Here is a 24892-nt window from a genome sequence, read left to right on the forward strand (position 1 = left end):
CCGGACAGCGATGTGTGACCACCACAGTCGGCCTAATCATGCAGTGACAGGATGCTATGCAAGCAGAAACTAACCGTATTGATGAGTTGTTGGAGTGCCTGGTCTTCCTGACCCGCTTTTATGGCGTACCCAACAGCAGGGATGCCTTGACCACTGGATTGCCGCTGGTGTCCGGCCTGCTGACCCCGAACCTGTTCAGTCGCGCCGCCGAGCGGGGAGGGCTGTCTGCACGGGAAGTGATCCAGCCCCTTGCCGATATCTCCTCCCTGTTGTTGCCTTGCGTGCTGCAGATGCGCAACGGCGGTGCCTGCATACTGCTGGAGTGGAACGAAGACAGAACCCAGGGCAAGGTGATTTTTCCTCAGGCAGGGGATGCGGCCGAGTGGCTTGGCATAGCCCAGCTGGGTGATGAGTATCTGGGCCGGCTCTTCTTCGTCAAAAAACAGTTCAAGTTTGATGATCGTTCCCCCAAGGTGCTGGAGACCCGTGATGGACACTGGTTCTGGAGCACCTTGTTTGAATCCCGTGGCATCTATCGTGATGTGCTGATCGCCTCCATTTTGATCAACCTGTTTGCGGTGGCCAGCCCGCTGTTCACCATGAACGTCTATGACAAAATCGTGCCCAACCTGGCGTTCGAGTCGCTCTGGGTGCTGGCGGTGGGCGCCATGGTGGTGTTTACCTTCGATTTCGTGATGCGCCAGTTGCGCAGCTATTTTATCGATATTGCGGGCAAGAAATCGGACGTGCTGCTGTCGGCCAAGATCTTCGCCAAGGTGATGGGCATGCGGATGGAGTCAAGACCGGCCTCTACCGGCGCCTTTGCCAAACATCTGCAAGAGTTCGAGTCGGTGCGGGAATTTTTCACTTCCGCGACGGTTTCTACCCTTATCGATCTGCCCTTTGCGGTCTTCTTCCTTTTTATCATCTGGATGTTTGCCGGCGTCATGGTGGTGGTGCCCATCGTCGCCATGCTGATCCTGGTGGCCTACAGCTTCTATATCCAGGCGCCCCTCAAGCAGTCCATCGAAGAGGGCTCGCGGCTCGCTTCCCAAAAAAATGCCAACCTGATCGAGAGTATTTCCGGGCTGGAGACCGTCAAGATCTTTGGTGCCGAGAGCATGTTCCAGCACCGCTGGGAGCAGGCGGTATCCCATATATCGACCTGGGGCGTGCAGACGCGCCGCATCACCAACTCCATGTCGTCCCTGGCCAGCTACATCCAGCAGGTGGTGACAGTGGGCCTGGTGATCGTCGGTGTCTATCAGATATCGGAAGGGCTGGTTACCATGGGCGGCATGATCGCCGCCGTCATGCTGTCGAGCCGCGCCATCGCCCCCATGGTGCAACTCTCTGTGCTCTCCACCCGCTACAACCAGGCCAAATCCGCGCTGGAGATCCTGGAGAAGATCATGATGACGCCGGGCGAGCAGGAGGAGGGCAAGCAGTACATTCATCACCCTGTCATCGCCGGCCGGATCGAATTTGACAATGTGTCGTTCAAGTACCCAGGGATGGAAAGCAGCACACTGCACAACATCAATCTGCGGATTGAGCCGGGCGAGAAGGTGGCCATCATAGGCCGGATCGGGGCGGGCAAGACGACCCTCGAGAAGATCCTTATGGGCCTGTATCGGCCGACTGATGGCTCGGTGCGTATCGACGGGTTCGAGCTGGATCAGCTGCCGGCATCCGTGATCCGGCGCAACATAGGCTGTGTGCCACAAGACGTGACCCTGTTTTTTGGCTCGGTGCGCGACAACATAATGCTTGGCAACCCGCTGGTGGACGATGTGCGGGTCATGCGTGCGGCCAAACGGGCCGGGGTGACCAACTTCACTAACCGGGACCCGAACGGTCTGGACCGCCAGATAGGCGAAGGGGGGCGACAGCTCTCCGGCGGTCAGCGTCAGGCAATCCTGCTGGCCCGGGCCCTGCTCAACGATCCCCCCATTCTGGTGATGGACGAACCCACTTCCAACATGGATAACCAGTCAGAGATGCAGGTCAAGCATGAGCTGGCACGACTGGGACCGGAGACGACCCTGATCCTCATCACTCACAAGACCTCCATGCTCGATGTTGCATCGCGGGTCATCGTCGTGGAGCAGGGGCAGATAGTGGCAGATGGACCCAAAGAGGTGGTGTTGCAACAGTTGAAGGAAGGCAAGGTGCGAGTGCAGGAGGCGTCCAATGGCTAGATTTGGCCTGTTCAAGAAGTCGCCGTCCGATACTGTGTTGCCTGCCCCCGAGCATCTGGAGTTTGTCGACGATGGCGCCGCCGCCGTCCTGCTGACTACCCCGACTCGGGCCAGAGCCTTGCTATGGGTCTGCTTCTTGTTCTTCATGAGTGCCATCATCTGGGCCGCCTGGGCAGAGCTGGACGAGGTGACGGTCGGGCAGGGCAAGGTGATCCCGTCCCGTCAGTTGCAGGTGATCCAAAACCTCGAGGGTGGGATCGTCAAGGAGATCTTCGTCAAGGAGGGGGATATCGTCGAGAAAGGGCAGCCGCTGCTGCGCATCGATGACACCCGTTTCCGTTCCGATTTTCGGGAGCGTGAGCAGGAGCTGGTGATCCTCAAGGGCGATATCGCCCGGCTAAGGGCCGAGATCCAGAGTGTGGTGGTCAAGACCGCGCCCAATCTGAGCTGGCGTGAGCAAGTGGCCATCGACAAGCAGCCGATCGATTTTCCTGATGGATTCGAGAACGTGTTTGCCGAGTACGTTGCGCGTGAAAAGTCGGTACAGGATGAGCGACTCAACAACCTGAACAACCAGCTCTATATACTCGGCCAGCAGATCGAGCAAAAAGAGCAGGAGACCATAGAGCTCAACGCCAAGATAAGAACCGTCGGGCGCAGCGTGGATCTGGCTCGTCAGGAGCTGGATATCAGCCGCCCGCTGGCCAAGGAGGGGATAGTACCTCAGGTCGAGCTCATCAAGCTGGAGCGTCAGGTCAACGAGATGCAAGGGGAGCTGGAGAGCAACCGGCTGCTGATCCCCAAACTCAACTCAGTGCTGCGGGAGACCATCTCCAAGCGCAACGACATAGCGTTGAAGTTTCGGGCCGACTCACAGACGGAGCTCAACGAGCGGCAGGGGAAACTGAGCCAGCTCTCCGAGGGGCAGGTAGGGCTGCGGGACAGGGTCGATCGTACCAGCGTGATCGCACCGCTCAAAGGCACCATCAAGAAGCTCAAGATCAATACCCTTGGGGGTGTGGTGCAACCAGGGATGGATCTGATGGAGATAGTGCCGCTGGAAGACACCCTGCTGGTCGAGGCCAAGGTCTCCCCGAAAGACATTGCATTCTTGCGGCCAGGGCTCGAAGCCGTGGTCAAGATCACTGCCTATGACTTCACTATCTATGGAGGATTACATGGAAAGGTTGAACAGATAAGTGCCGACTCCATCCAGGATGAGGAGGGGAACTCCTTCTACCTGGTACGAGTTCGCACCGAGAAAAGTTACTTGGGCGATGAGCTTAACGCACTTCCCATCATCCCCGGTATGTTAGCCAGTGCAGATATTATTACTGGTAAAAAAAGTGTCCTAGACTATTTGCTTAAGCCGATATTACGGGCTAGGCAGTCGGCACTGAGAGAACGATAAGCCAACAATCTAAAAACAACATGACTGGAGATACCATGAAGAAGACGATTGTTGCCATGTTAGTAAGTGGCGCCGTGCTGTTCCCGGGCCTTACCCAGGCTCAAACGCTGGAACAGTCAGTGGCACAGTCACTGGCTACCCATCCGAAAATCAAGGAAGCTTTTGACCTCTATCAGGCTCGACTGTATCAGCATGATGGCGCCAAAGGCGGTTATTACCCCACCATAGATCTGCGCGGTGGTGTCGGTTATGAAAAGACCGACAGCCCGTCCACCCGTGCAGCAGGTACCAATTCGACCACCATAGATGACTCTATGACCCGTAAAGAGGCCGGGATCAGCCTGCGTCAGATGCTGTTTGACGGTTTCAATGTCAGCAGCAACGTGGCCCGGACCGATGCCGAAGCCAACGCTCAGCGTCTGGCCATGATCTCCGAGGCGGAGAACACGGCGCTGCGTGTGGCAGAGGTTTACCTCAACATGCTGCGCCAGCAGGAGATCCTGGAGCTGTCCAAGCAGAACCTGGAAACCCATGAGCAGATCCGCAGCGACATCAGCAAGCGGACCGACTCGGGCCTGGGCTCTACCGCAGACCAGACCCAGATCGATGGTCGTGTTGCCCGTGCCTATGCCAACCAGGCTGCCGCCGAGAACAACTACCGCGATGCCGAGAGTGAGTTCATTCGTGTCGTCAACGAGATGCCAAAGGATCTGGTACAACCCGTTCCCAATGGAGAACTTGTTCCCGCCAGTCTGGATGCCGCATTGAAAACGGCTACCGAAGTGCACCCGACTCTGCTCTCCTCTCTGCAGGATATCGAAGCGGCCAAGTACCAGCATGAGGGCTCCAAATCCGGTTTCTATCCGAATGTGTCGTTCGAAGTAGATCAGAACTGGAACGAGGATATAGATGCAGTCAAGGGACATAACGACGATCTGACCGCCATGGTGCGGATGCGTTACAACCTGTTCCGTGGTGGATCTGACCTGGCCGAAAGCAAGGCAACGTCGGCCCTTTACTCCCAGGCGAAAGACATTCACATGAATGCTTTCCGTCAGGTTGAAGAGGGAACACGCCTGGCCTGGAACGCCAAGGAGTCGCTGACCAAACAGAAGACCTTCCTGAAAGAGCACGTTGACGCCAGCTATGACACTGTACAGGCGTACAAGAAGCAGTTTGGTCTGGGCCAGCGTACCTTGCTTGACGTGTTGAACACCGAGAACGAACTGTTTGAGGCGCGCCGCAGCTACATCACCGCCGAGTATGACGCTCTGCTGGCTGACTATCGCATCCTCAACGCCACAGGCAGTTTGCTCAACGCGTTTAACGTCCAGCAGCCGGCTGACTGGCAAGCTAAACAGTAATGGAGATCGCATCAGGCTTGATGCGATTGAAAGGGATGGTTGCAGCCGTGCTGCCGCCATCCCTTGTCTCTCACTGTCACCCTAGACCGGGGCAGTGACTGTCATTGGATGCCAGAGGATGAGCGTGACTGTGTGGTGCAAGGCAAGCGGTTGCAGCAGGGTGTCAGCCTCAGGGTTGGGCCGGCGTTTACGCGCTCGCTGGTTGCGTTACTCGCTGTGGTTGCTGCTGGTTTCACTTCCGCTGCTGCTCTGTGCCAGTCAGCCTCTGACACCCGAAGATCTCAAATTGGTCCAGCGCGCCCAGGAAACCTATGGGGTCAGGGCGGGCAAGCGTGTGACGACCTGGCGTACGCTGGTCATGCAAAATCGTGCTGCAGGGCTGAACGAGCGCCAGAAGCTGGAGAAGGTAAACCAGTTCTTCAACCAGATGCGCTTCATCGATGACATCAAGTTGTGGCGCAAAAAAGATTACTGGGCCACCCCGCTGGAGTTTTTGGGGGCGGCTGGTGGTGATTGCGAAGACTTCAGCATTTCCAAGTATTTCACCCTGCTGGAGCTTGGCATTCCGGATGAAAAAATGCGGATGGTATATGTCAAGGCATTGGATTATAACCAGTTTCATATGGTTGTTGCCTACTATGACACGCCTTCCTCTGTGCCTGTGATTTTGGATAATTTGATCGGTTCGATCCGCCCTGCCAGTCAGCGTAGGGATCTGGTGCCGATATACAGCTTTAACGGTAGTCACTTGTGGTTGATGAAGGCGCGTGGCCAAGGGGAACTGGCCGGGCAGTCGTCACGCTTGGGATTATGGAGTGATTTACGCAATCGCATGACTTCAGGGCGATTGGCTCAGCCTGTGGTGAATTTGGATGATTAACCTATGACGCTCTACAGACAATTATTGGCAACCATGTTGATCCTGTTCGGATTGTTGTTTGCGGCCACTTATTGGGTGCAATTCAATTCGACTCGAACCTACCTGGCGCAGCAACAGGAAACCACCGTCATCAATACCGCCACTTCGCTGGGGTTGGCACTTACCCCGTATTTGGAAAACGGTGACAAGGTGGGGGCTGAATCAGTGATCCAGGCCATCTTTGATGGTGGTTATTACCGGTTGATCCGGCTGGATCTGCTGGCTTCCAAGGATGTCATCGAGCAGGAGAACACCAATAACATTCAGGGTGTGCCGCAATGGTTCATTGGTCTGGGTCTGTTTCCCGAGGTATCCAACGAGTCAATTCTTACGTCAGGCTGGCTGCAACTGGGCAAATTGAAAGTAGTGGGTCACCCGGGGCAGGCCTATTACGAGCTGTGGCGAGGGATGAGTGAACTGGCAAGCTGGTTCCTGATCGGTTTTTTGATCACCACCATTTTGTTGATGAGAGCATTGAATTATTTGCTCAAGCCGCTCAAACAGATCTGTGAGCAGGCGGTGGAGATTGAACTGCACCACTTTGGGCACGCCATTCCAGAACCCAAGACCCACGAGTTGAAACAGGTGGTACAGGCCATCAATACCCTCTCCAGCAAGCTAGCGCTGCAGTTTAAAGAGCAAGCGGAAGAGGCAGAAAAATTGCGGGAGCGTGTCTATGTGGATGCCGTTTCCGGCTTGGGTAACCGGGCCTATTTTGTCGGGCAGGTCAATGCATGGATTGCCGAAGCGGGGCAAGGTGGTGTCATGCTGGTGGCGGTCGATATGCTGGATGACCTGTACCGTGAAGAAGGCTTTGCCGCGCGGGACAACATGGTCAAGTCGATAGCACAGACCTTGAAAGAGCAGTTGAAGGGGTGGGATGGCTCGGCTTTGGCACGGATCTCCGCCACGGAATATGCGCTGCTGTGCCCTACCGATGACCTGGCTCAGCTGAAGGAGCTGGCCGAAGCCATCAACGCTCGTATTGCCGACTTGGTCGTGAATCCCATGGGAGAAGGGGATGCCCTCTCCGTCATCGGTATTGCGGGACGTGACGGTAATGACGATCTCTCGGCCTTGCTGACCAAGGCCGACAACGCCTTGGGCAAGGCGCGCAATGAGCGCCGTGGTGCCGTGGTGATGGAAGGCGGTACCGATCAGGGCTTGATGGGGCGTCTGGCCTGGCGCGATCTGGTGCAAGATGCCATTGTCCGGCACTTGTGGCGCTTCAAGGCCCAGCCGGCTTGCCGTTTCGACAATGGGGTTCGACTGCATGCCGAGTTGTTTGCTTCTATTTCACGCGACGGTACCGACTATTTTGCCGGCCAATTCTTGCCAGCCATCGAGCAGTTCAAGCTGGGCAGCGAGTTTGATCAGGCAGTACTGGATGCCTGCGTGCCCCTGTTTGAACGGCAATCAGATCTGGTGCTGGCCATCAATATCACGGCAGGCTCTCTCTGTTCTGATGAGTTTCTGACCTGGCTGACGGGGTATCTGTCGACTCACGCCGAATTGAAGGACAGGTTGCTGTTTGAGATACCTGAGGCCGCCATCATGAAGCACAAGGAACATGTGACCGCCTTGGTGAACACCTTGCAGGAGCACGGGTTCGAGTGGGGTGTCGATCATTATGGTCGTCACTTCCAGTCTCTGGGGTATCTGGAGGAGCTGGCGCCAGCCTATGTCAAGGTTGACCATGGTTATACCAGTCAGGTCATGGAGCCTGGGGCCGATACCTCTTTCCTGGCCGCAGTGTGCCGCGCCGCTCACAATGCGGGTGTGACTACCATCGCAACCCGTGTCGAGGATCAGCATCAGGTCGAGTTGCTCTCCAAGTTGCATATCGATGGTTATCAGGGCTTCGTACACCCTGCATTTCCTTTGTCCTGAGTCATTAGCGCTAAAAATGGGCCCCATGAGGGCCCTTTTTTTATGTGAATTAAAAATAAGTATTAAGACTTTTGGCTGAGGAATCGCATAAGGGCTTACTCGAATCCCTATCAAGTGACTGATTCAACAATATAAAAAAAGACCCTTCGATTTAATGCGCAGCATTGCTCCCGGTTTGAACCCATCTTGTACATTTTTGCAACGGAAGCGAGGCGGACAGGCATCTATGGTGTAGACATCAAGATCTGTCATGTTGGAGCAATGGATATGCGTACCCAAGTAATCGACAAAACCGTGGTGGTTTCTTCTGTTGAAGGCAACGTTCAAATATTGCTGGCCGATGGTAGCAGTCGCCCTCTGCAGAAAGGTGAAATCCTTCAGCCCGGCGCCAAACTCAATATTGCAGATGACGCCAAGCTGATACTGTCCCCCTATGACGATTCTCCTGCTTCCGCCACGCCAGATGCCGCAGCCCCGGATGCTCCGGTGCCGGGACAGCCACAGGCTCCGGATGCCGGGAGTGCGACCTCTCCCGATATTGCCGCATTGCAACAATCGATCTTGCAAGGGGTTGACCCGACGCAGAACTTTGAGGCATCTGCCGCCGGTGGGGCACCTGCTGCAGGTGGTGGTGGCGGTGGAATTGGTGGAGTCGCCGGCGCCAGTGGTAACGGCGGCTTTGTCACCATAGATAGAACCGGTGATGCAACGATTGCCGCAGCCGGGTTTGACACCACTTACCAGACCGAGCCAGTGGTCGATACTCAGCAGCTGGCAGAACCACTGCTGACCAACGAACTGGCGGATCAAGGTGAGCAGTTGACCGTTCCCGAAGATGGGGTACTGAATGGCAATGTTCTCACCAACACAGTCAACGCTGATGGCCCTGATGCGGCGTCTGTGCTGTTCTTCAGCTGGGGGGATAACGTCAACGTTGTTGTAGGTACCAGCGTCACAATTGATGGTGTCGGCAGCCTCGTCATTAACGCTGACGGCAGTTTCACTTTCACACCGGCCCCCAACTATGATGGCGCTGTACCTCCTGCCACTTATACCGTCACCGATGGCACTGACACGGTTCAGTCAACACTGGAACTGACAATTATTCCTGCCAATGATATCTCCGATCAGAATGAGAGTGTTGTTGCGACAGAAGACACCCTTATCTCCGGCAACTTGTTGGCCAATACCATCGACAATGATGGACCGCAGGCTCCGTCTGTTACCGGGTTTAGCTGGGGTTCCATCATCAATCCTGCATTGGGCACACCCGTAACCCTGACTGGGGTGGGAACCTTGGTGGTCAATGCCGATGGCAGCTATCTGTTCACGCCAGCACCTAATTACGATGGGCCGGTTCCGACAGTGAATTATACCGTCACAGACGGCACAGACACGGTTCAGTCCACGCTCTCTATTGCCATCACTTCGGTTGATGAGCCGGTTGGTCTGGCTGGTTTGCAGCTGGAAGGCGGTGAGCTGACGCTAAATGAAGCTGCATTGGCAGATGGCAGCAACCCGAATGCAACCGCTCTTACACAAAGTGGCGTGTTTACCTTCAATGCGGCAGATGGTGTACAGAGTTTGACTCTGGGCGGTGTCACTCTGATCAGTAATGGGCAAGCTATTACGGTGTTCCCTCAGGCGATTACCAGCCCACTGGGTAATCAGCTGGTAGTGACCGGCATTAATTACAACCCGGTCACCGGGTTAGGCAGCGTTAATTACAGCTACACCCTGAGTGACAATGAAAATCATACCAAGCCTGTCAATGATGCGGCTCTGGGTGAGAGTTTCGGTGTGGTACTGGTGGACACCGATGGCGATAGTACCAGTGGCAGTCTGGATGTGGTGATCTTGGATGATGTACCGAGCGTCACGCTCACCTCTGGATCTGAAGGTGTGGGCAGTGTGTTCGTGGACGAAAGCCTGGTCAGTCTGGGTGGGGCGGGCAACGACGGGGTGGCCAGTGCCAGCCTGAGTGCTGCCAGCGTGCAGGCCCAGTTCAACCCGGCCTTCGGGGCCGATGGGGCGGGCACGATTGGTTACAGCCTGGCGCTCACGGGGAGCAACGTGGTCAGCGGCCTGTTTGCGGTAGATCCGCAGGCTCCCGATGGACAGGGCGAGGCCATCGTGCTGAACCAGGTGGGCAACGTTATCACCGGCAGTGCCGGTGGGGTGGATTACTTCACCCTGACCATCAACCCGAGCACCGGGGAAGTGACGCTGGCCCTGCTGGACAACGTCTGGCACGGCGACAGCGGCAATGCGGATGACAGCGTGGCGCTGAGCCTGGGCAGCGGGGTACTGACCCTGGTGCAAACCGTGACGGACGCGGATGGCGACAGCGCCAGTGCCACCATTGATGTGGGCACTGGCGGGGTCTTCCAGTTTGAAGATGACGGTCCGAGTGCCGGGCTGGCGGTGGAAGCGCCGAGCCTGGGTGCCAGCGTGGACGAAAGCCTGGTTAGCCTGGGTGGGGCGGGCAACGACGGGGTGGCCAGTGCCAGCCTGAGTGCTGCCAGCGTGCAGGCCCAGTTCAACCCGGCCTTCGGGGCCGATGGGGCGGGCACGATTGGTTACAGCCTGGCGCTCACGGGGAGCAACGTGGTCAGCGGCCTGTTTGCGGTAGATCCGCAGGCTCCCGATGGACAGGGCGAGGCCATCGTGCTGAACCAGGTGGGCAACGTCATCACCGGCAGTGCCGGTGGAGTGGATTACTTCACCCTGACCATCAACCCGAGCACCGGGGAAGTGACGCTGGCCCTGTTGGACAACGTCTGGCACGGCGACAGCGGCAATGCGGATGACAGCGTGGCGCTGAGCCTGGGCAGCGGGGTACTGACCCTGGTGCAAACCGTGACGGACGCGGATGGCGACAGCGCCAGTGCCGCCATTGATGTGGGCACTGGCGGGGTCTTCCAGTTTGAAGATGACGGTCCGAGTGCCGGGCTGGCGGTGGAAGCGCCGAGCCTGGGTGCCAGCGTGGACGAAAGCCTGGTTAGCCTGGGTGGGGCGGGCAACGACGGGGTGGCCAGTGCCAGCCTGAGTGCTGCCAGCGTGCAGGCCCAGTTCAACCCGGCCTTCGGGGCCGATGGGGCGGGCACGATTGGTTACAGCCTGGCGCTCACGGGGAGCAACGTGGTCAGCGGCCTGTTTGCGGTAGATCCGCAGGCTCCCGATGGACAGGGCGAGGCCATCGTGCTGAACCAGGTGGGCAACGTTATCACCGGCAGTGCCGGTGGGGTGGATTACTTCACCCTGACCATCAACCCGAGCACCGGGGAAGTGACGCTGGCCCTGTTGGACAACGTCTGGCACGGCGACAGCGGCAATGCGGATGACAGCGTGGCGCTGAGCCTGGGCAGCGGGGTACTGACCCTGGTGCAAACCGTGACGGACGCGGATGGCGACAGCGCCAGTGCCGCCATTGATGTGGGCACTGGCGGGGTCTTCCAGTTTGAAGATGACGGTCCGAGTGCCGGGCTGGCGGTGGAAGCGCCGAGCCTGGGTGCCAGCGTGGACGAAAGCCTGGTTAGCCTGGGTGGGGCGGGCAACGACGGGGTGGCCAGTGCCAGCCTGAGTGCTGCCAGCGTGCAGGCCCAGTTCAACCCGGCCTTCGGGGCCGATGGGGCGGGCACGATTGGTTACAGCCTGGCGCTCACGGGGAGCAACGTGGTCAGCGGCCTGTTTGCGGTAGATCCGCAGGCTCCCGATGGACAGGGCGAGGCCATCGTGCTGAACCAGGTGGGCAACGTTATCACCGGCAGTGCCGGTGGGGTGGATTACTTCACCCTGACCATCAACCCGAGCACCGGGGAAGTGACGCTGGCCCTGCTGGACAACGTCTGGCACGGCGACAGCGGCAATGCGGATGACAGCGTGGCGCTGAGCCTGGGCAGCGGGGTACTGACCCTGGTGCAAACCGTGACGGACGCGGATGGCGACAGCGCCAGTGCCACCATTGATGTGGGCACTGGCGGGGTCTTCCAGTTTGAAGATGACGGTCCGAGTGCCGGGCTGGCGGTGGAAGCGCCGAGCCTGGGTGCCAGCGTGGACGAAAGCCTGGTTAGCCTGGGTGGGGCGGGCAACGACGGGGTGGCCAGTGCCAGCCTGAGTGCTGCCAGCGTGCAGGCCCAGTTCAACCCGGCCTTCGGGGCCGATGGGGCGGGCACGATTGGTTACAGCCTGGCGCTCACGGGGAGCAACGTGGTCAGCGGCCTGTTTGCGGTAGATCCGCAGGCTCCCGATGGACAGGGCGAGGCCATCGTGCTGAACCAGGTGGGCAACGTCATCACCGGCAGTGCCGGTGGAGTGGATTACTTCACCCTGACCATCAACCCGAGCACCGGGGAAGTGACGCTGGCCCTGTTGGACAACGTCTGGCACGGCGACAGCGGCAATGCGGATGACAGCGTGGCGCTGAGCCTGGGCAGCGGGGTACTGACCCTGGTGCAAACCGTGACGGACGCGGATGGCGACAGCGCCAGTGCCGCCATTGATGTGGGCACTGGCGGGGTCTTCCAGTTTGAAGATGACGGTCCGAGTGCCGGGCTGGCGGTGGAAGCGCCGAGCCTGGGTGCCAGCGTGGACGAAAGCCTGGTTAGCCTGGGTGGGGCGGGCAACGACGGGGTGGCCAGTGCCAGCCTGAGTGCTGCCAGCGTGCAGGCCCAGTTCAACCCGGCCTTCGGGGCCGATGGGGCGGGCACGATTGGTTACAGCCTGGCGCTCACGGGGAGCAACGTGGTCAGCGGCCTGTTTGCGGTAGATCCGCAGGCTCCCGATGGACAGGGCGAGGCCATCGTGCTGAACCAGGTGGGCAACGTCATCACCGGCAGTGCCGGTGGGGTGGATTACTTCACCCTGACCATCAACCCGAGCACCGGGGAAGTGACGCTGGCCCTGCTGGACAACGTCTGGCACGGCGACAGCGGCAATGCGGATGACAGCGTGGCGCTGAGCCTGGGCAGCGGGGTACTGACCCTGGTGCAAACCGTGACGGACGCGGATGGCGACAGCGCCAGTGCCACCATTGATGTGGGCACTGGCGGGGTCTTCCAGTTTGAAGATGACGGTCCGAGTGCCGGGCTGGCGGTGGAAGCGCCGAGCCTGGGTGCCAGCGTGGACGAAAGCCTGGTTAGCCTGGGTGGGGCGGGCAACGACGGGGTGGCCAGTGCCAGCCTGAGTGCTGCCAGCGTGCAGGCCCAGTTCAACCCGGCCTTCGGGGCCGATGGGGCGGGCACGATTGGTTACAGCCTGGCGCTCACGGGGAGCAACGTGGTCAGCGGCCTGTTTGCGGTAGATCCGCAGGCTCCCGATGGACAGGGCGAGGCCATCGTGCTGAACCAGGTGGGCAACGTTATCACCGGCAGTGCCGGTGGGGTGGATTACTTCACCCTGACCATCAACCCGAGCACCGGGGAAGTGACGCTGGCCCTGCTGGACAACGTCTGGCACGGCGACAGCGGCAATGCGGATGACAGCGTGGCGCTGAGCCTGGGCAGCGGGGTACTGACCCTGGTGCAAACCGTGACGGACGCGGATGGTGACAGCGCCAGTGCCGCCATTGATGTGGGTACTGGCGGGGTCTTCCAGTTTGAAGATGACGGTCCGAGTGCCGGGCTGGCGGTGGAAGCGCCGAGCCTGGGTGCCAGCGTGGACGAAAGCCTGGTTAGCCTGGGTGGGGCGGGCAACGACGGGGTGGCCAGTGCCAGCCTGAGTGCTGCCAGCGTGCAGGCCCAGTTCAACCCGGCCTTCGGGGCCGATGGGGCGGGCACGATTGGTTACAGCCTGGCGCTCACGGGGAGCAACGTGGTCAGCGGCCTGTTTGCGGTAGATCCGCAGGCTCCCGATGGACAGGGCGAGGCCATCGTGCTGAACCAGGTGGGCAACGTCATCACCGGCAGTGCCGGTGGAGTGGATTACTTCACCCTGACCATCAACCCGAGCACCGGGGAAGTGACGCTGGCCCTGTTGGACAACGTCTGGCACGGCGACAGCGGCAATGCGGATGACAGCGTGGCGCTGAGCCTGGGCAGCGGGGTACTGACCCTGGTGCAAACCGTGACGGACGCGGATGGCGACAGCGCCAGTGCCGCCATTGATGTGGGCACTGGCGGGGTCTTCCAGTTTGAAGATGACGGTCCGAGTGCCGGGCTGGCGGTGGAAGCGCCGAGCCTGGGTGCCAGCGTGGACGAAAGCCTGGTTAGCCTGGGTGGGGCGGGCAACGACGGGGTGGCCAGTGCCAGCCTGAGTGCTGCCAGCGTGCAGGCCCAGTTCAACCCGGCCTTCGGGGCCGATGGGGCGGGCACGATTGGTTACAGCCTGGCGCTCACGGGGAGCAACGTGGTCAGCGGCCTGTTTGCGGTAGATCCGCAGGCTCCCGATGGACAGGGCGAGGCCATCGTGCTGAACCAGGTGGGCAACGTTATCACCGGCAGTGCCGGTGGGGTGGATTACTTCACCCTGACCATCAACCCGAGCACCGGGGAAGTGACGCTGGCCCTGCTGGACAACGTCTGGCACGGCGACAGCGGCAATGCGGATGACAGCGTGGCGCTGAGCCTGGGCAGCGGGGTACTGACCCTGGTGCAAACCGTGACGGACGCGGATGGTGACAGCGCCAGTGCCGCCATTGATGTGGGTACTGGCGGGGTCTTCCAGTTTGAAGATGACGGTCCGAGTGCCGGGCTGGCGGTGGAAGCGCCGAGCCTGGGTGCCAGCGTGGACGAAAGCCTGGTTAGCCTGGGTGGGGCGGGCAACGACGGGGTGGCCAGTGCCAGCCTGAGTGCTGCCAGCGTGCAGGCCCAGTTCAACCCGGCCTTCGGGGCCGATGGGGCGGGCACGATTGGTTACAGCCTGGCGCTCACGGGGAGCAACGTGGTCAGCGGCCTGTTTGCGGTAGATCCGCAGGCTCCCGATGGACAGGGCGAGGCCATCGTGCTGAACCAGGTGGGCAACGTCATCACCGGCAGTGCCGGTGGAGTGGATTACTTCACCCTGACCATCAACCCGAGCACCGGGGAAGTGACGCTGGCCCTGTTGGACAACGTCTGGCACGGCGACAGCGGCAATGCGGATGACAGCGTGGCGCTGAGCCTGGGCAGCGGGGTACTGACCCTGGTGCAAACCGTGACGGACGCGGATGGCGACAGCGCCAGTGCCGCCATTGATGTGGGCACTGGCGGGGTATTCCGGTTTGAAGATGACGGCCCGAGCGTCACCATCAACGCGGTGGCGGACGGCAGCATCGTACTTACCACCCAGGATGCGCAGACCATCGGGTCGGCCAGTGACACGGCGACCGGCAGCTTTGCGGCGGCGTTCCTGGCAGCGGCGGTGCCGAGTTATGGCGCGGACGGTCCGGGCACCACCACAGTGGGCAGTTACAGCCTGAGCGTGACCGACAGCAACAGCGGGCTGACCAGCAACGGGCTGGCCATCACCCTGACCAAGGTGGGCAGCGACATCGTCGGTTCGACCACGGCCGGGGAGGTGTTCCGCATCAGCGTGGCGAGCAATGGTACCGTGACGCTGACCCAGTCGGCGGAGCTGGATCATCTGCCGGAGGACGTGGATAACAGCAACGACAACAACCTCATCAGCCTGGCCAGTGGCAAGGTGTTGCTGAGTGCAACGGTGACGGTGGTGGATGGCGACAACGACACCGCGACCGGCACGGTGAGTGCGGATCTGGGTGGCAACATCCGCTTCGAGGACGACGTGCCGAGTGTCACCATCAACGCGGTGGCGGACGGCAGCATCACCCTGACCACCCAGGATGCGCAGACCATCGGGTCGGCCAGTGACACGGCGACCGGCAGCTTTGCGGCGGCGTTCCTGGCAGCGGCGGTGCCGAGCTATGGCGCGGACGGTCCGGGCACCACCACGGTGGGCAGTTACAGCCTGAGCGTGACCGACAGCAACAGCGGGCTGACCAGCAACGGGCTGGCCATCACCCTGACCAAGGTGGGCAGCGACATTGTCGGTTCGACCACGGCCGGGGAGGTGTTCCGCATCAGCGTGGCGAGCAATGGTACCGTGACGTTGACCCAGTCGGCGGAGCTGGATCATCTGCCGGAGGACGTGGACAACAGCAACGACAACAACCTCATCAGCCTGGCCAGTGGCAAGGTGTTGCTGAGTGCAACGGTGACGGTGGTGGATGGCGACAACGACACCGCGACCGGCACGGTGAGTGCGGATCTGGGTGGCAACATCCGCTTCGAGGACGACGTGCCGAGTGTCACCATCAACGCGGTGGCGGACGGCAGCATCACCCTGACCACCCAGGATGCGCAGACCATCGGGTCGGCCAGTGACACGGCGACCGGCAGCTTTGCGGCGGCGTTCCTGGCAGCGGCGGTGCCGAGCTATGGCGCGGACGGTCCGGGCACCACCACGGTGGGCAGTTACAGCCTGAGCGTGACCGACAGCAACAGCGGGCTGACCAGCAACGGGCTGGCCATCACCCTGACCAAGGTGGGCAGCGACATTGTCGGTTCGACCACGGCCGGGGAGGTGTTCCGCATCAGCGTGGCGAGCAATGGTACCGTGACGTTGACCCAGTCGGCGGAGCTGGATCATCTGCCGGAGGACGTGGACAACAGCAATGACAACAACCTCATCAGCTTGGCCAATGGCAAGGTGCTGCTGAGTGCAGCGGTGACGGTGGTGGATGGTGACAACGACACCGCGACCGGCACGGTGAGTGCGGATCTGGGTGGCAACATCCACTTCGAGGACGACGTGCCGAGTGTCACCATCAACGCGGTGGCGGACGGCAGCATCGTACTGACCACCCAGGATGCGCAGACCATCGGGTCGGCCAGTGATACGGCGACCGGCAGCTTTGCGGCGGCGTTCCTGGCAGCGGCGGTGCCGAGTTATGGCGCGGACGGTCCGGGCACCACCACAGTGGGCAGTTACAGCCTGAGCGTGACCGACAGCAACAGCGGGCTGACCAGCAACGGGCTGGCCATCACCCTGACCAAGATGGGCAGCGACATCGTCGGTTCGACCACGGCCGGGGAGGTGTTCCGCATCAGCGTGGCGAGCAATGGTACCGTGACGCTGACCCAGTCGGCGGAGCTGGATCATCTGCCGGAGGACGTGGATAACAGCAATGACAACAACCTCATCAGCCTGGCCAATGGCAAGGTGCTGCTGAGTGCAACGGTGACGGTGGTGGATGGCGACAACGACACCGCGACCGGCACGGTGAGTGCGGATCTGGGTGGCAACATCCACTTCGAGGACGACGTGCCGAGTGTCACCATCAACGCGGTGGCGGACGGCAGCATCGTACTTACCACCCAGGATGCGCAGACCATCGGGTCGGCCAGTGACACGGCGACCGGCAGCTTTGCGGCGGCGTTCCTGGCAGCGGCGGTGCCGAGTTATGGCGCGGACGGTCCGGGCACCACCACAGTGGGCAGTTACAGCCTGAGCGTGACCGACAGCAACAGCGGGCTGACCAGCAACGGGCTGGCCATCACCCTGACCAAGGTGGGCAGCGACATCGTCGGTTCGACCACGGCCGGGGAGGTGTTCCGCATCAGCGTGGCGAGCAATGGTACCGTGACGCTGACCCAGTCGGCGGAGCTGGATCATCTGCCGGAGGACGTGGACAACAGCAACGACAACAACCTCATCAGCCTGGCCAATGGCAAGGTGCTGCTGAGTGCAGCGGTGACGGTGGTGGATGGTGACAACGACACCGCGACCGGCACGGTGAGTGCGGATCTGGGTGGCAACATCCACTTCGAGGACGACGTGCCGAGTGTCACCATCAACGCGGTGGCGGACGGCAGCATCGTACTTACCACCCAGGATGCGCAGACCATCGGGTCGGCCAGTGACACGGCGACCGGCAGCTTTGCGGCGGCGTTCCTGGCAGCGGCGGTGCCGAGTTATGGCGCGGACGGTCCGGGCACCACCACAGTGGGCAGTTACAGCCTGAGCGTGACCGACAGCAACAGCGGGCTGACCAGCAACGGGCTGGCCATCACCCTGACCAAGGTGGGCAGCGACATCGTCGGTTCGACCACGGCCGGGGAGGTGTTCCGCATCAGCGTGGCGAGCAATGGTACCGTGACGTTGACCCAGTCGGCGGAGCTGGATCATCTGCCGGAGGACGTGGACAACAGCAACGACAACAACCTCATCAGCCTGGCCAGTGGCAAGGTGTTGCTGAGTGCAACGGTGACGGTGGTGGATGGCGACAACGACACCGCGACCGGCACGGTGAGTGCGGATCTGGGTGGCAACATCCACTTCGAGGACGACGTGCCGACAGCAAGCCCTGCAACTAATGCGGGTCAAGCAACTCAGGCTCAAAATACCAACCTGATGTTGATCCTCGATATTTCCGGCAGCATGGATTATGAATCCGGTTATCAAGGCATGACTCGAATGCAAGTCATGCAGAAATCAGCATTGGAGTTGCTCGACAAGTACAGTGCTTATGGCAATGTCATGGTCAATATCATCACATTTGCTACTTCAGCAACCAACCCGACTGGTGTGTGGGTCAATGTGGATACAGCCAAGGCAATTATCCTTGGTCTGGTATCGACAGATTCAACAAACTATGACGATGCACTTAACGAGGCGATCAAAGCATTCGGTGACACAGGCAAGCTCTCCAATGCTCAGAATGTCTCTTACTTCATGTCTGATGGCGAGCCTAATGACAATGCTCTGAGCGGTAGCTCCGCCACAGTACCCGATGGCAACAATAGCTTGGGTGGCGGGGATGGTATTGATGGTGACGGAACCACTCTCACCGGAGAGGCAAAAGACTGGGCTGATTTCCTGAAGGCGAATGACATCAACTCGTTTGCTCTCGGTATGGGAAGTGGCTCAACCGCCTCGGCACTGGATCCCATAGCCTATAACGGAGTCAGTGAGGTGAACACAACGTCTATTATTGTGACGGACTTCAGTCAGCTGGCTGCCACGTTGCTGAGCACTGTTGTGGCTCCGCCATTATCCGGGGTATTGCTCAACGGGGGGTTAACCGCAAGTGCCGGTGGTGATGGAGGATGGATTGGTTCTATTACTGTCGCAGGCGTCACCTATCATTACGACCAGAAAACAGACAGTTCTAGTGTTACTGGTGGTACCTCAGCGGGAACATTCAACACGACGACCAACGAATGGTCTATCTCGGTTGCTGGCGGCATCCTGAAGGTTGATATGGACAATGGTGTCTATACCTTTACTCCCCCATCGGTAATTCCGTCGGGCGGGATAAGCCAGGTGTTTGGCTACAACGTGATTGATCATGATGGAGATACAGCCTCAAGTACCCTGTCTCTCATTATCAATCCAGCCATCGGACCTACTGTGGTACGTGATGATTTTGTCATTACCAATCAAGATCCCTCGACTATTCCTGATTGGGCACTGCTTGCCAATGACACTGGGCCACTGGCTGCCACCCAGGCAATCACAGGTGTATCTGGTGCAGTTGGCGGCACGGTGACAGATGGTGTGGGTTCTGTAGTGTTTGATGACACATCTGGTAGTGCAACACCCAATATCTATGATGGTTCATTCAACTACACCAACAATACGACTGCTGATCCGGCCAAGGTATTCGTAGATGTGCAGAATGGCTCTACCCTCACGGGGAGTTATCTTGACGAAATCCTGATTGGTGGTTCCGGGAATGACACGCTCAACGGAAATGCTGGCAACGATATCCTGCTTGGGGGAGCAGGCAACGATAGCCTGAATGGCGGGGAGGGCAACGATATTCTTGTCGGTGGCGTGGGTAATGACACCCTGAATGGTGGCAATGGCAATGATACGGCGAGCTACCTTGATAGTTCTGCAGGAGTCTCGGTCATTGTGAATGGTAACAACCAGGCTACCGGTGGTGCAGGAATGGACAGCTTGAGCAACATGGAAAACCTGATTGGCTCCATGTTTAACGACTCTCTGACAGGTGATGGCAGTGCCAACGTCCTCAGTGGTCTTGCTGGCAATGATATCCTGAGTGGTGGTGGCGGTGACGACATGCTGATCGGTGGCTCTGGCAGTGACACCATGACAGGGGGAGCAGGTAAGGATACCTTCAAGTGGATGTCGGGTGATGCCGGTGGTATTGATACCATCAAGGATTTCACCACGGGAGCTAATGGCGATGTGCTGGATCTGAGCGATTTGCTGAGCGGGGAACATACAAATACAGCGACATTGGATCAGTATTTCAACTTTGCATCCGGTCCAGGTAGCAATAAGTCTACTCTGACGATCGACCTGGATGGCTCGAGCAGTGGGTCTACAACCCATACCATCTTCTTTGATAACGTGGACCTTACCCTTGGAGGAACAAGAACAGATCAACAGATCATTCAAGACTTGCTGGATCAAGGCAACCTCAAGGTTGATCCGTAATCGGGTGATGGGGCCGGGCTATGCCTGGCCCCTGTTTTTTGACTGAGGGGGCGGCTAAGATAGCGGCAGTACAGGAGAGGGTCACCATGCAGTCATTCAATTGGGTCGATATCGATGGCATTCGCTATAGCTGGGATGGGCAGGGCAGCATTACCTGCACCGGCCAGTTTGGCTATCAGGCCACGATGGCAGGTGATCGGATCGATGCACTGGATCTTGAAAGCCAAGATGGCGAAGTAGCGGGTTCCCTCAATGTGGACTTCGCGGCCGCGACCATTGCCTTCACGCCGGCAGTAGATGCAGAGCCACCTCATATGGTGGTGCTGGTTGGGCATGATCAGGGCGAGCAGGAGTATTCGCTGCAGAGTTTGAGCGATACCTGTCTGCAGGATCTGCTCATGCACTCCGACAGCATCGACTGTGTTCCACTCATAACATCCACGCTGGCAGACCCGGTGATCCCGCCGCAAGGACACGTTCTGTCGTGGGATTCCTTCCATTTTGATGATGACGTCGTGCTCGGTTCCCGCAGCGTCATACCGATGGCGACCAGCCATCAAGGGCTGATGGGCAACGAGATCAGCATCAACATCGACATGACCAATCAGGTGCTGGATCAGATACCGCCATTGCACGATATATGAATCCCATTGGGCCACGGGCATAATGACCTCACTCTAATTGACTGAGGTTTTTTTCTATGTGGCGTCCCCTTCTTACCCTTTCTGCTCTGGTCGTCAGTGCCCCGTTATTCGCGCTTGAAGTACCACAAGCTCCGCATCTGGTGGTGAGTGGCTATGCCGAGCAGAAGGCCGAACCCGATATGCTGACCCTCAATGTGTCGGTGACTGCGCTGGAAAAACAGGGCATCAAGGCCAAGCAGCAGGTGGATGGCAAGGTTGCAGCCTTTTTTGGCCAACTGGAAGGGTTGGGCATCAAGCGCAGTGACGTGGAGGCGGGTAACTTGGTGATCTCCCCCGAGTATCAGTATCCGCAGAACAAGAAGCCGGAACTGGTGGGCTACCGTGCCCAGCGTCAACTCGCGGTCAAACTCTACCAGCTCGACAAGCTGAGCGAGCTGATGGATACCGCCCTCAAGGCGGGTCTTGAGTCTGTATCCCAGATAGAGTACGGCCTCAAGTCGCCGCAGACCATCAAGGAGCAGGCGCGTGTCGGTGCGGTGGAAGATGCCAAGACCAAGGCGGAATCCCTGGCCAAGGCGTTCGGCATGAAGCTTGGCAAGGTTTACAGTGTCGAGTACCGCAACAACACCCCCATGCCCATCTATAGCCGTGCACTCAAGGCGGCCGCCATGGCTGCACCTGCCGCCGACATGATGGAAAACAGCTATCAACAGCAGCAGATCAGCATCACAGACAACGTGGAAGCCGTCTTCCTGCTGGAATAAGGCGTTGGCCATCCGGCCTTGTCGATCTATCCCAGGCCCGAGGCTCATCCCCTCGGGCTTGTCGTTTCTACCTGGCAAGCGGGACTTGAGTGTGCAGGCGAGAGCGCGGCAACCAGATGATGATGTGGCTGGCCGGATCCGGATCTATATGACGCAAAGACGGGTGGCGCGGTGCCCGGCCCGACGCTTTGGTGCCCGCGAGTGCAGATTACGGACAGAAAGATGCCGGTCGGTGACCGGCATCTGATGGCGTAACGAGGTGGCGCGGATCAACCCAGGTTGGCGGCAACCCGTGCACGACGCTTCTGTTTGAGCTGATAGCCGATGGCAAGCACGACGATCCAGACCGGAATGAGTAACACCGAGATCTGGATGCCCGGAGTCAGGTACATGATGACCAGGATACCTGCCATGAAGGCAAGGCAGAGGTAGTTACCGAACGGGTACCAGAATGCCTTGAACTTGGGCTCAACCCCTTCGGCCTGTTTGCTCTTGCGAAACTTCAGGTGCGCGAGGCTTATCATGGCCCAGTTGATGACCAGGGCCGAGACCACCAGCGCCATCAGCAGCTCGAACGCCTTGCCCGGCATCAGGTAGTTGATCAGCACGCACAAGAGGGTTGCTGCGGCGGAGACGGAGATGGCCACCACGGGCACACCGCTCTTGTTGGTCTTGAGCAGGCTGCGCGGGCCGTTGCCCTGCTTGGCCAGACCGAACAGCATGCGGCTGTTGCAGTAGACGCAGCTGTTGTAGACCGACAAGGCGGCGGTTAGCACCACCATGTTGAGCACGGTCGCCACCAGGTTGCTGTCCAGCGCGTGGAAGATCATCACGAAGGGGCTGCCGCCTTCCACGACCTTGCCCCAGGGGTAGAGGGACATCAGCACGGCCAGGGCACCAATGTAGAAAATGAGGATGCGGTAGATAACCTGATTGGTGGCCTTGGGAATGCTCTTCTCGGGGTCATCCGCCTCTGCGGCCGTGATCCCCACCAGCTCAAGACCGCCGAACGAGAACATGATCACCGCCATCGCCATCACCAGACCACTGATGCCGTTGGGGAAGAAACCGCCCTGGTCCCACAGGTTGGTGATGCTGGCATCCGGTCCACCGTTGCCGCTGGCGAGCAGGTAGCCGCCAAAACCAATCATGCCGACGATGGCGACCACCTTGATGATGGCAAACCAGAACTCCATCTCGCCGAACGCCTTGACGTTGGAGAGGTTGATGGCGTTGATCAGCACGAAGAAGACGGCAGCCGACATCCAGGTCGGGATCTCGGGCCACCAGTACTGGACATAGATGCCGACCGCCGTCAGCTCGGCCATGCTCACCAGTACGTAGAGTACCCAGTAGTTCCAGCCGGAGGCGAAACCGGCGAAGTCACCCCAGTATTTGTAGGCAAAGTGGCTGAACGAGCCTGCTACCGGCTCTTCCACCACCATTTCGCCCAGCTGGCGCATGATGAGGAAGGCGATAAAGCCGCCGATGGCATAGCCGAGCAGCACTGAGGGACCCGCCATCTTGATGGTCTGGGCAATGCCGAGAAACAGGCCGGTACCTATGGCACCGCCCAATGCGATGAGCTGGATATGGCGGTTTTTCAGGCCGCGCTTCAGCTCCTCGCCGTCTTGTTGAAGATCCATTCTTCCTTCCTTACGTCTCTGATGTCACTCGTCTGTCATCTCGCCCGTCGAGTCACTCCATGTGACCTTGCACGGCAAAGCGTGCTTGAAACGTGACGAAATCCGTATTTATTTCGTTACAGTAGGCCGCTTGTTGTTTTTTGTGGCGGCTACCAACGGAAGCAGAATAGTGATAATCGGTCGTCCACGCACCTGTTTTCCTCATCATTCGCCGGTTTTTTCGGCATCAAGCAGGTTTTTCAGGACTCTAAATACAAAAAGAGGAGTGGCTGGCTGCATTGTGAACAATCGAATGCTGTTCAGTTGACTCTTTGGTGGATTCCTGTTTTATGAAGCCTCCTCCGTAAAAAGGATGTGATTCATGCAACGTATTATTGGCAGCCTGCTGGCCGTCGTGCTTTGGTTGACTGTCTGGCTCTCTCCCTTGTTGCTGACCATGGCGGCGGGATGCATGCTGGTCTGGGCGGTGCAGGGTGATGACTATCTGGTGATGCACTTTCGAACCGTGCTGCTGACAGCTGGCGCAGTTGGTTTGCTGCCAGCGCTCTGGTTGACCGAACGGGTGCGCCGGCGTCATGGCGTGCTCAACTTCTATGCCATGCTGATGAACAACAAGGAGTTGAACAGCACAGCCTCCCGTTCCCGCCAATCATAAAAAACCGAGCCAGATGCGGCCGCATCTGGCTCGGTTTTCATTTCTGCCTGTCACTCCTGCTCGTCTGTCGCCCATGGACCATGCCGGGCTCAGCTCCGGACCCCAGCCCGGTTCAATAGAGCTGACGGCGCATGCCGGTTGCCTCCAGAATTTTCGCGCTTATCTCCTCCACCGAATGAGAGCTGGTATCGAGGAAGCGGATCGCCTCTTGGCGAAACAGCCGCTCCACGCTCGCCAGCTCCTGCTCGCACTGCTCCAGCGATGAATAGCGGCTGTTGGCGCGGCGCTGGTTGCGGATCTCGTGCAACCGCTGCGGCGCTATGGTGAGGCCGAACAGTTTGTGGCGGTTGGCCTTGAGGGCGCTCGGCAAGTCCAGCGTGCCCATGTCCTGCTCGATGAAGGGGTAGTTGGCGGCCCGGATGCCAAATTGCAGCGCCAGATAGAGGCTGGTCGGGGTCTTGCCGCAGCGGGAGACCCCGATGAGGATGATGTCCGCCTCCTCATACTCCTTGGTGGTGATGCCGTCGTCATTGGCCAGCGCGAAGTTCACTGCCTCGATGCGATCGTCATAGAGCTTGCGATTCTCCATGCCGTGAGTGCGATGCAGTCTGGGTTCGGCCTTGACCCCCAGTTCCTGTTCCAGCGGGCTGACGAAGGTGTTGAGAAAGTCGTGGCTGCTGGCCTGGGCCTTGAGCACCTCTTCCCGTACCAGGGGGTCGACTATGGTGTGAAACAATATGGGGCGTATCCCGGTCTGGCGGAATTGCTCGTCGATGCGGGCCCGCACCTGCCTGGCTTTTTCCTGGGTCTCCACGAAGGGGATGGTGACTTGCTCAAACACCAGCGGAAACTGGCTCAAGACGGCGTGGCCGAACACCTCGGCCGTGATGGCGGTGCCGTCGGATACATAGAATACGGTGTGCACGATGCGCTCCTGTGGTACGGGTTGGCGAGGTTGCGAGCAGTCAGTATCTCTCGAAACCATACCGATTT

At 59.2% G+C, this 24892-nt stretch carries 11 protein-coding genes and 1 pseudogene; 10 read left to right on the forward strand and 2 right to left on the reverse strand.

The annotated features are described in order from the left end of the window. Nucleotides 1-56 precede the first annotated feature (56 nt). The 9 genes and pseudogenes from CK910_RS13705 to CK910_RS13740 all read left to right on the forward strand — a co-directional run bounded on the left by CK910_RS13705 (nucleotide 57) and on the right by CK910_RS13740 (nucleotide 21598). Entirely contained in the window at nucleotides 57-2201 is a 2145-nt protein-coding gene (locus CK910_RS13705; protein WP_043139309.1) for a type I secretion system permease/ATPase, read from the forward strand. Then, nucleotides 2194-3612 carry an HlyD family type I secretion periplasmic adaptor subunit gene (locus tag CK910_RS13710; RefSeq protein WP_098983677.1) on the forward strand — a complete coding sequence of 473 codons (1419 nt, stop codon included), beginning with the start codon at nucleotides 2194-2196 and terminating at the stop codon, nucleotides 3610-3612. Before CK910_RS13705 ends, CK910_RS13710 begins: the two co-directional genes overlap by 8 nt. A 35-nt stretch (nucleotides 3613-3647) precedes the next feature. Further along, nucleotides 3648-4976 carry a TolC family outer membrane protein gene (locus tag CK910_RS13715; RefSeq protein WP_098983678.1) on the forward strand — a complete coding sequence of 443 codons (1329 nt, stop codon included), beginning with the start codon at nucleotides 3648-3650 and terminating at the stop codon, nucleotides 4974-4976. 118 nt (nucleotides 4977-5094) lie between these two features. Beyond that, a complete protein-coding gene (locus CK910_RS13720) occupies nucleotides 5095-5856 on the forward strand; it encodes a transglutaminase-like cysteine peptidase (RefSeq protein WP_098983679.1) in 762 nt (253 codons plus the stop codon). Between the two features lie 3 nt (nucleotides 5857-5859). After that, nucleotides 5860-7785 (forward strand): EAL domain-containing protein, encoded by a 1926-nt coding sequence (locus CK910_RS13725; RefSeq protein ID WP_043556504.1) that lies wholly within the window; start codon nucleotides 5860-5862, stop codon nucleotides 7783-7785. 267 nt (nucleotides 7786-8052) lie between these two features. Continuing rightward, nucleotides 8053-9198 (forward strand): annotated as a pseudogene (locus tag CK910_RS24090) (retention module-containing protein); the annotation flags it as partial. Nucleotides 9199-9462: 264 nt separating this feature from the next. After that, on the forward strand, nucleotides 9463-20190 hold the full coding sequence (locus CK910_RS24380; protein ID WP_253852890.1) for a beta strand repeat-containing protein: 10728 nt from the start codon (nucleotides 9463-9465) through the stop codon (nucleotides 20188-20190). A gap of 86 nt (nucleotides 20191-20276) precedes the next feature. Then, nucleotides 20277-20834, forward strand: a complete 558-nt coding sequence (locus CK910_RS13735) for a hypothetical protein (RefSeq protein ID WP_098983681.1) — start codon at nucleotides 20277-20279, stop codon at nucleotides 20832-20834. Nucleotides 20835-20890: 56 nt separating this feature from the next. After that, nucleotides 20891-21598: an SIMPL domain-containing protein gene (locus CK910_RS13740; RefSeq protein WP_042866080.1), complete on the forward strand. Its 708-nt coding sequence runs from the start codon at nucleotides 20891-20893 to the stop codon at nucleotides 21596-21598. A gap of 269 nt (nucleotides 21599-21867) precedes the next feature. On the opposite strand, the gene CK910_RS13745 is transcribed toward CK910_RS13740, so the two are convergent. Then, nucleotides 21868-23244: an amino acid permease gene (locus tag CK910_RS13745; protein ID WP_042866081.1), complete on the reverse strand. Its 1377-nt coding sequence runs from the start codon at nucleotides 23242-23244 to the stop codon at nucleotides 21868-21870. 361 nt (nucleotides 23245-23605) lie between these two features. Here CK910_RS13745 and CK910_RS13750 point away from each other — a divergent pair, with 361 nt between their 5' ends. After that, entirely contained in the window at nucleotides 23606-23899 is a 294-nt protein-coding gene (locus CK910_RS13750) for a hypothetical protein (RefSeq protein ID WP_042866082.1), read from the forward strand. A 112-nt stretch (nucleotides 23900-24011) separates the two neighbouring features. Here the strand turns inward: CK910_RS13750 and ppsR are convergent, their stop codons facing one another. Further along, nucleotides 24012-24824: a posphoenolpyruvate synthetase regulatory kinase/phosphorylase PpsR gene (ppsR, locus tag CK910_RS13755; RefSeq protein ID WP_080741146.1), complete on the reverse strand. Its 813-nt coding sequence runs from the start codon at nucleotides 24822-24824 to the stop codon at nucleotides 24012-24014. Between the last annotated feature and the right edge of the window lie 68 nt (nucleotides 24825-24892).

It is taken from the genome of Aeromonas sp. CA23 (genome assembly GCF_002587065.1).
GTDB classification, from domain to species: Bacteria; Pseudomonadota; Gammaproteobacteria; order Enterobacterales; family Aeromonadaceae; genus Aeromonas; species Aeromonas bestiarum.

Excerpts from the sequence above, each read along its gene's own strand:
- CK910_RS13715 (WP_098983678.1), top strand. The coding sequence starts at position 3,648 with ATGAAGAAGACGATTGTTGCCATGTTAGTAAGTGGCGCCGTGCTGTTC.
- CK910_RS13710 (WP_098983677.1), top strand. The coding sequence starts at position 2,194 with ATGGCTAGATTTGGCCTGTTCAAGAAGTCGCCGTCCGATACTGTGTTG.
- CK910_RS13735 (WP_098983681.1), top strand. The coding sequence starts at position 20,277 with ATGCAGTCATTCAATTGGGTCGATATCGATGGCATTCGCTATAGCTGG.
- CK910_RS13750 (WP_042866082.1), top strand. The coding sequence starts at position 23,606 with ATGCAACGTATTATTGGCAGCCTGCTGGCCGTCGTGCTTTGGTTGACT.
- CK910_RS13725 (WP_043556504.1), top strand. The coding sequence starts at position 5,860 with ATGACGCTCTACAGACAATTATTGGCAACCATGTTGATCCTGTTCGGA.
- CK910_RS13705 (WP_043139309.1), top strand. The coding sequence starts at position 57 with ATGCAAGCAGAAACTAACCGTATTGATGAGTTGTTGGAGTGCCTGGTC.
- CK910_RS13745 (WP_042866081.1), bottom strand. The coding sequence starts at position 23,244 with ATGGATCTTCAACAAGACGGCGAGGAGCTGAAGCGCGGCCTGAAAAAC.
- CK910_RS13740 (WP_042866080.1), top strand. The coding sequence starts at position 20,891 with ATGTGGCGTCCCCTTCTTACCCTTTCTGCTCTGGTCGTCAGTGCCCCG.
- CK910_RS13720 (WP_098983679.1), top strand. The coding sequence starts at position 5,095 with ATGAGCGTGACTGTGTGGTGCAAGGCAAGCGGTTGCAGCAGGGTGTCA.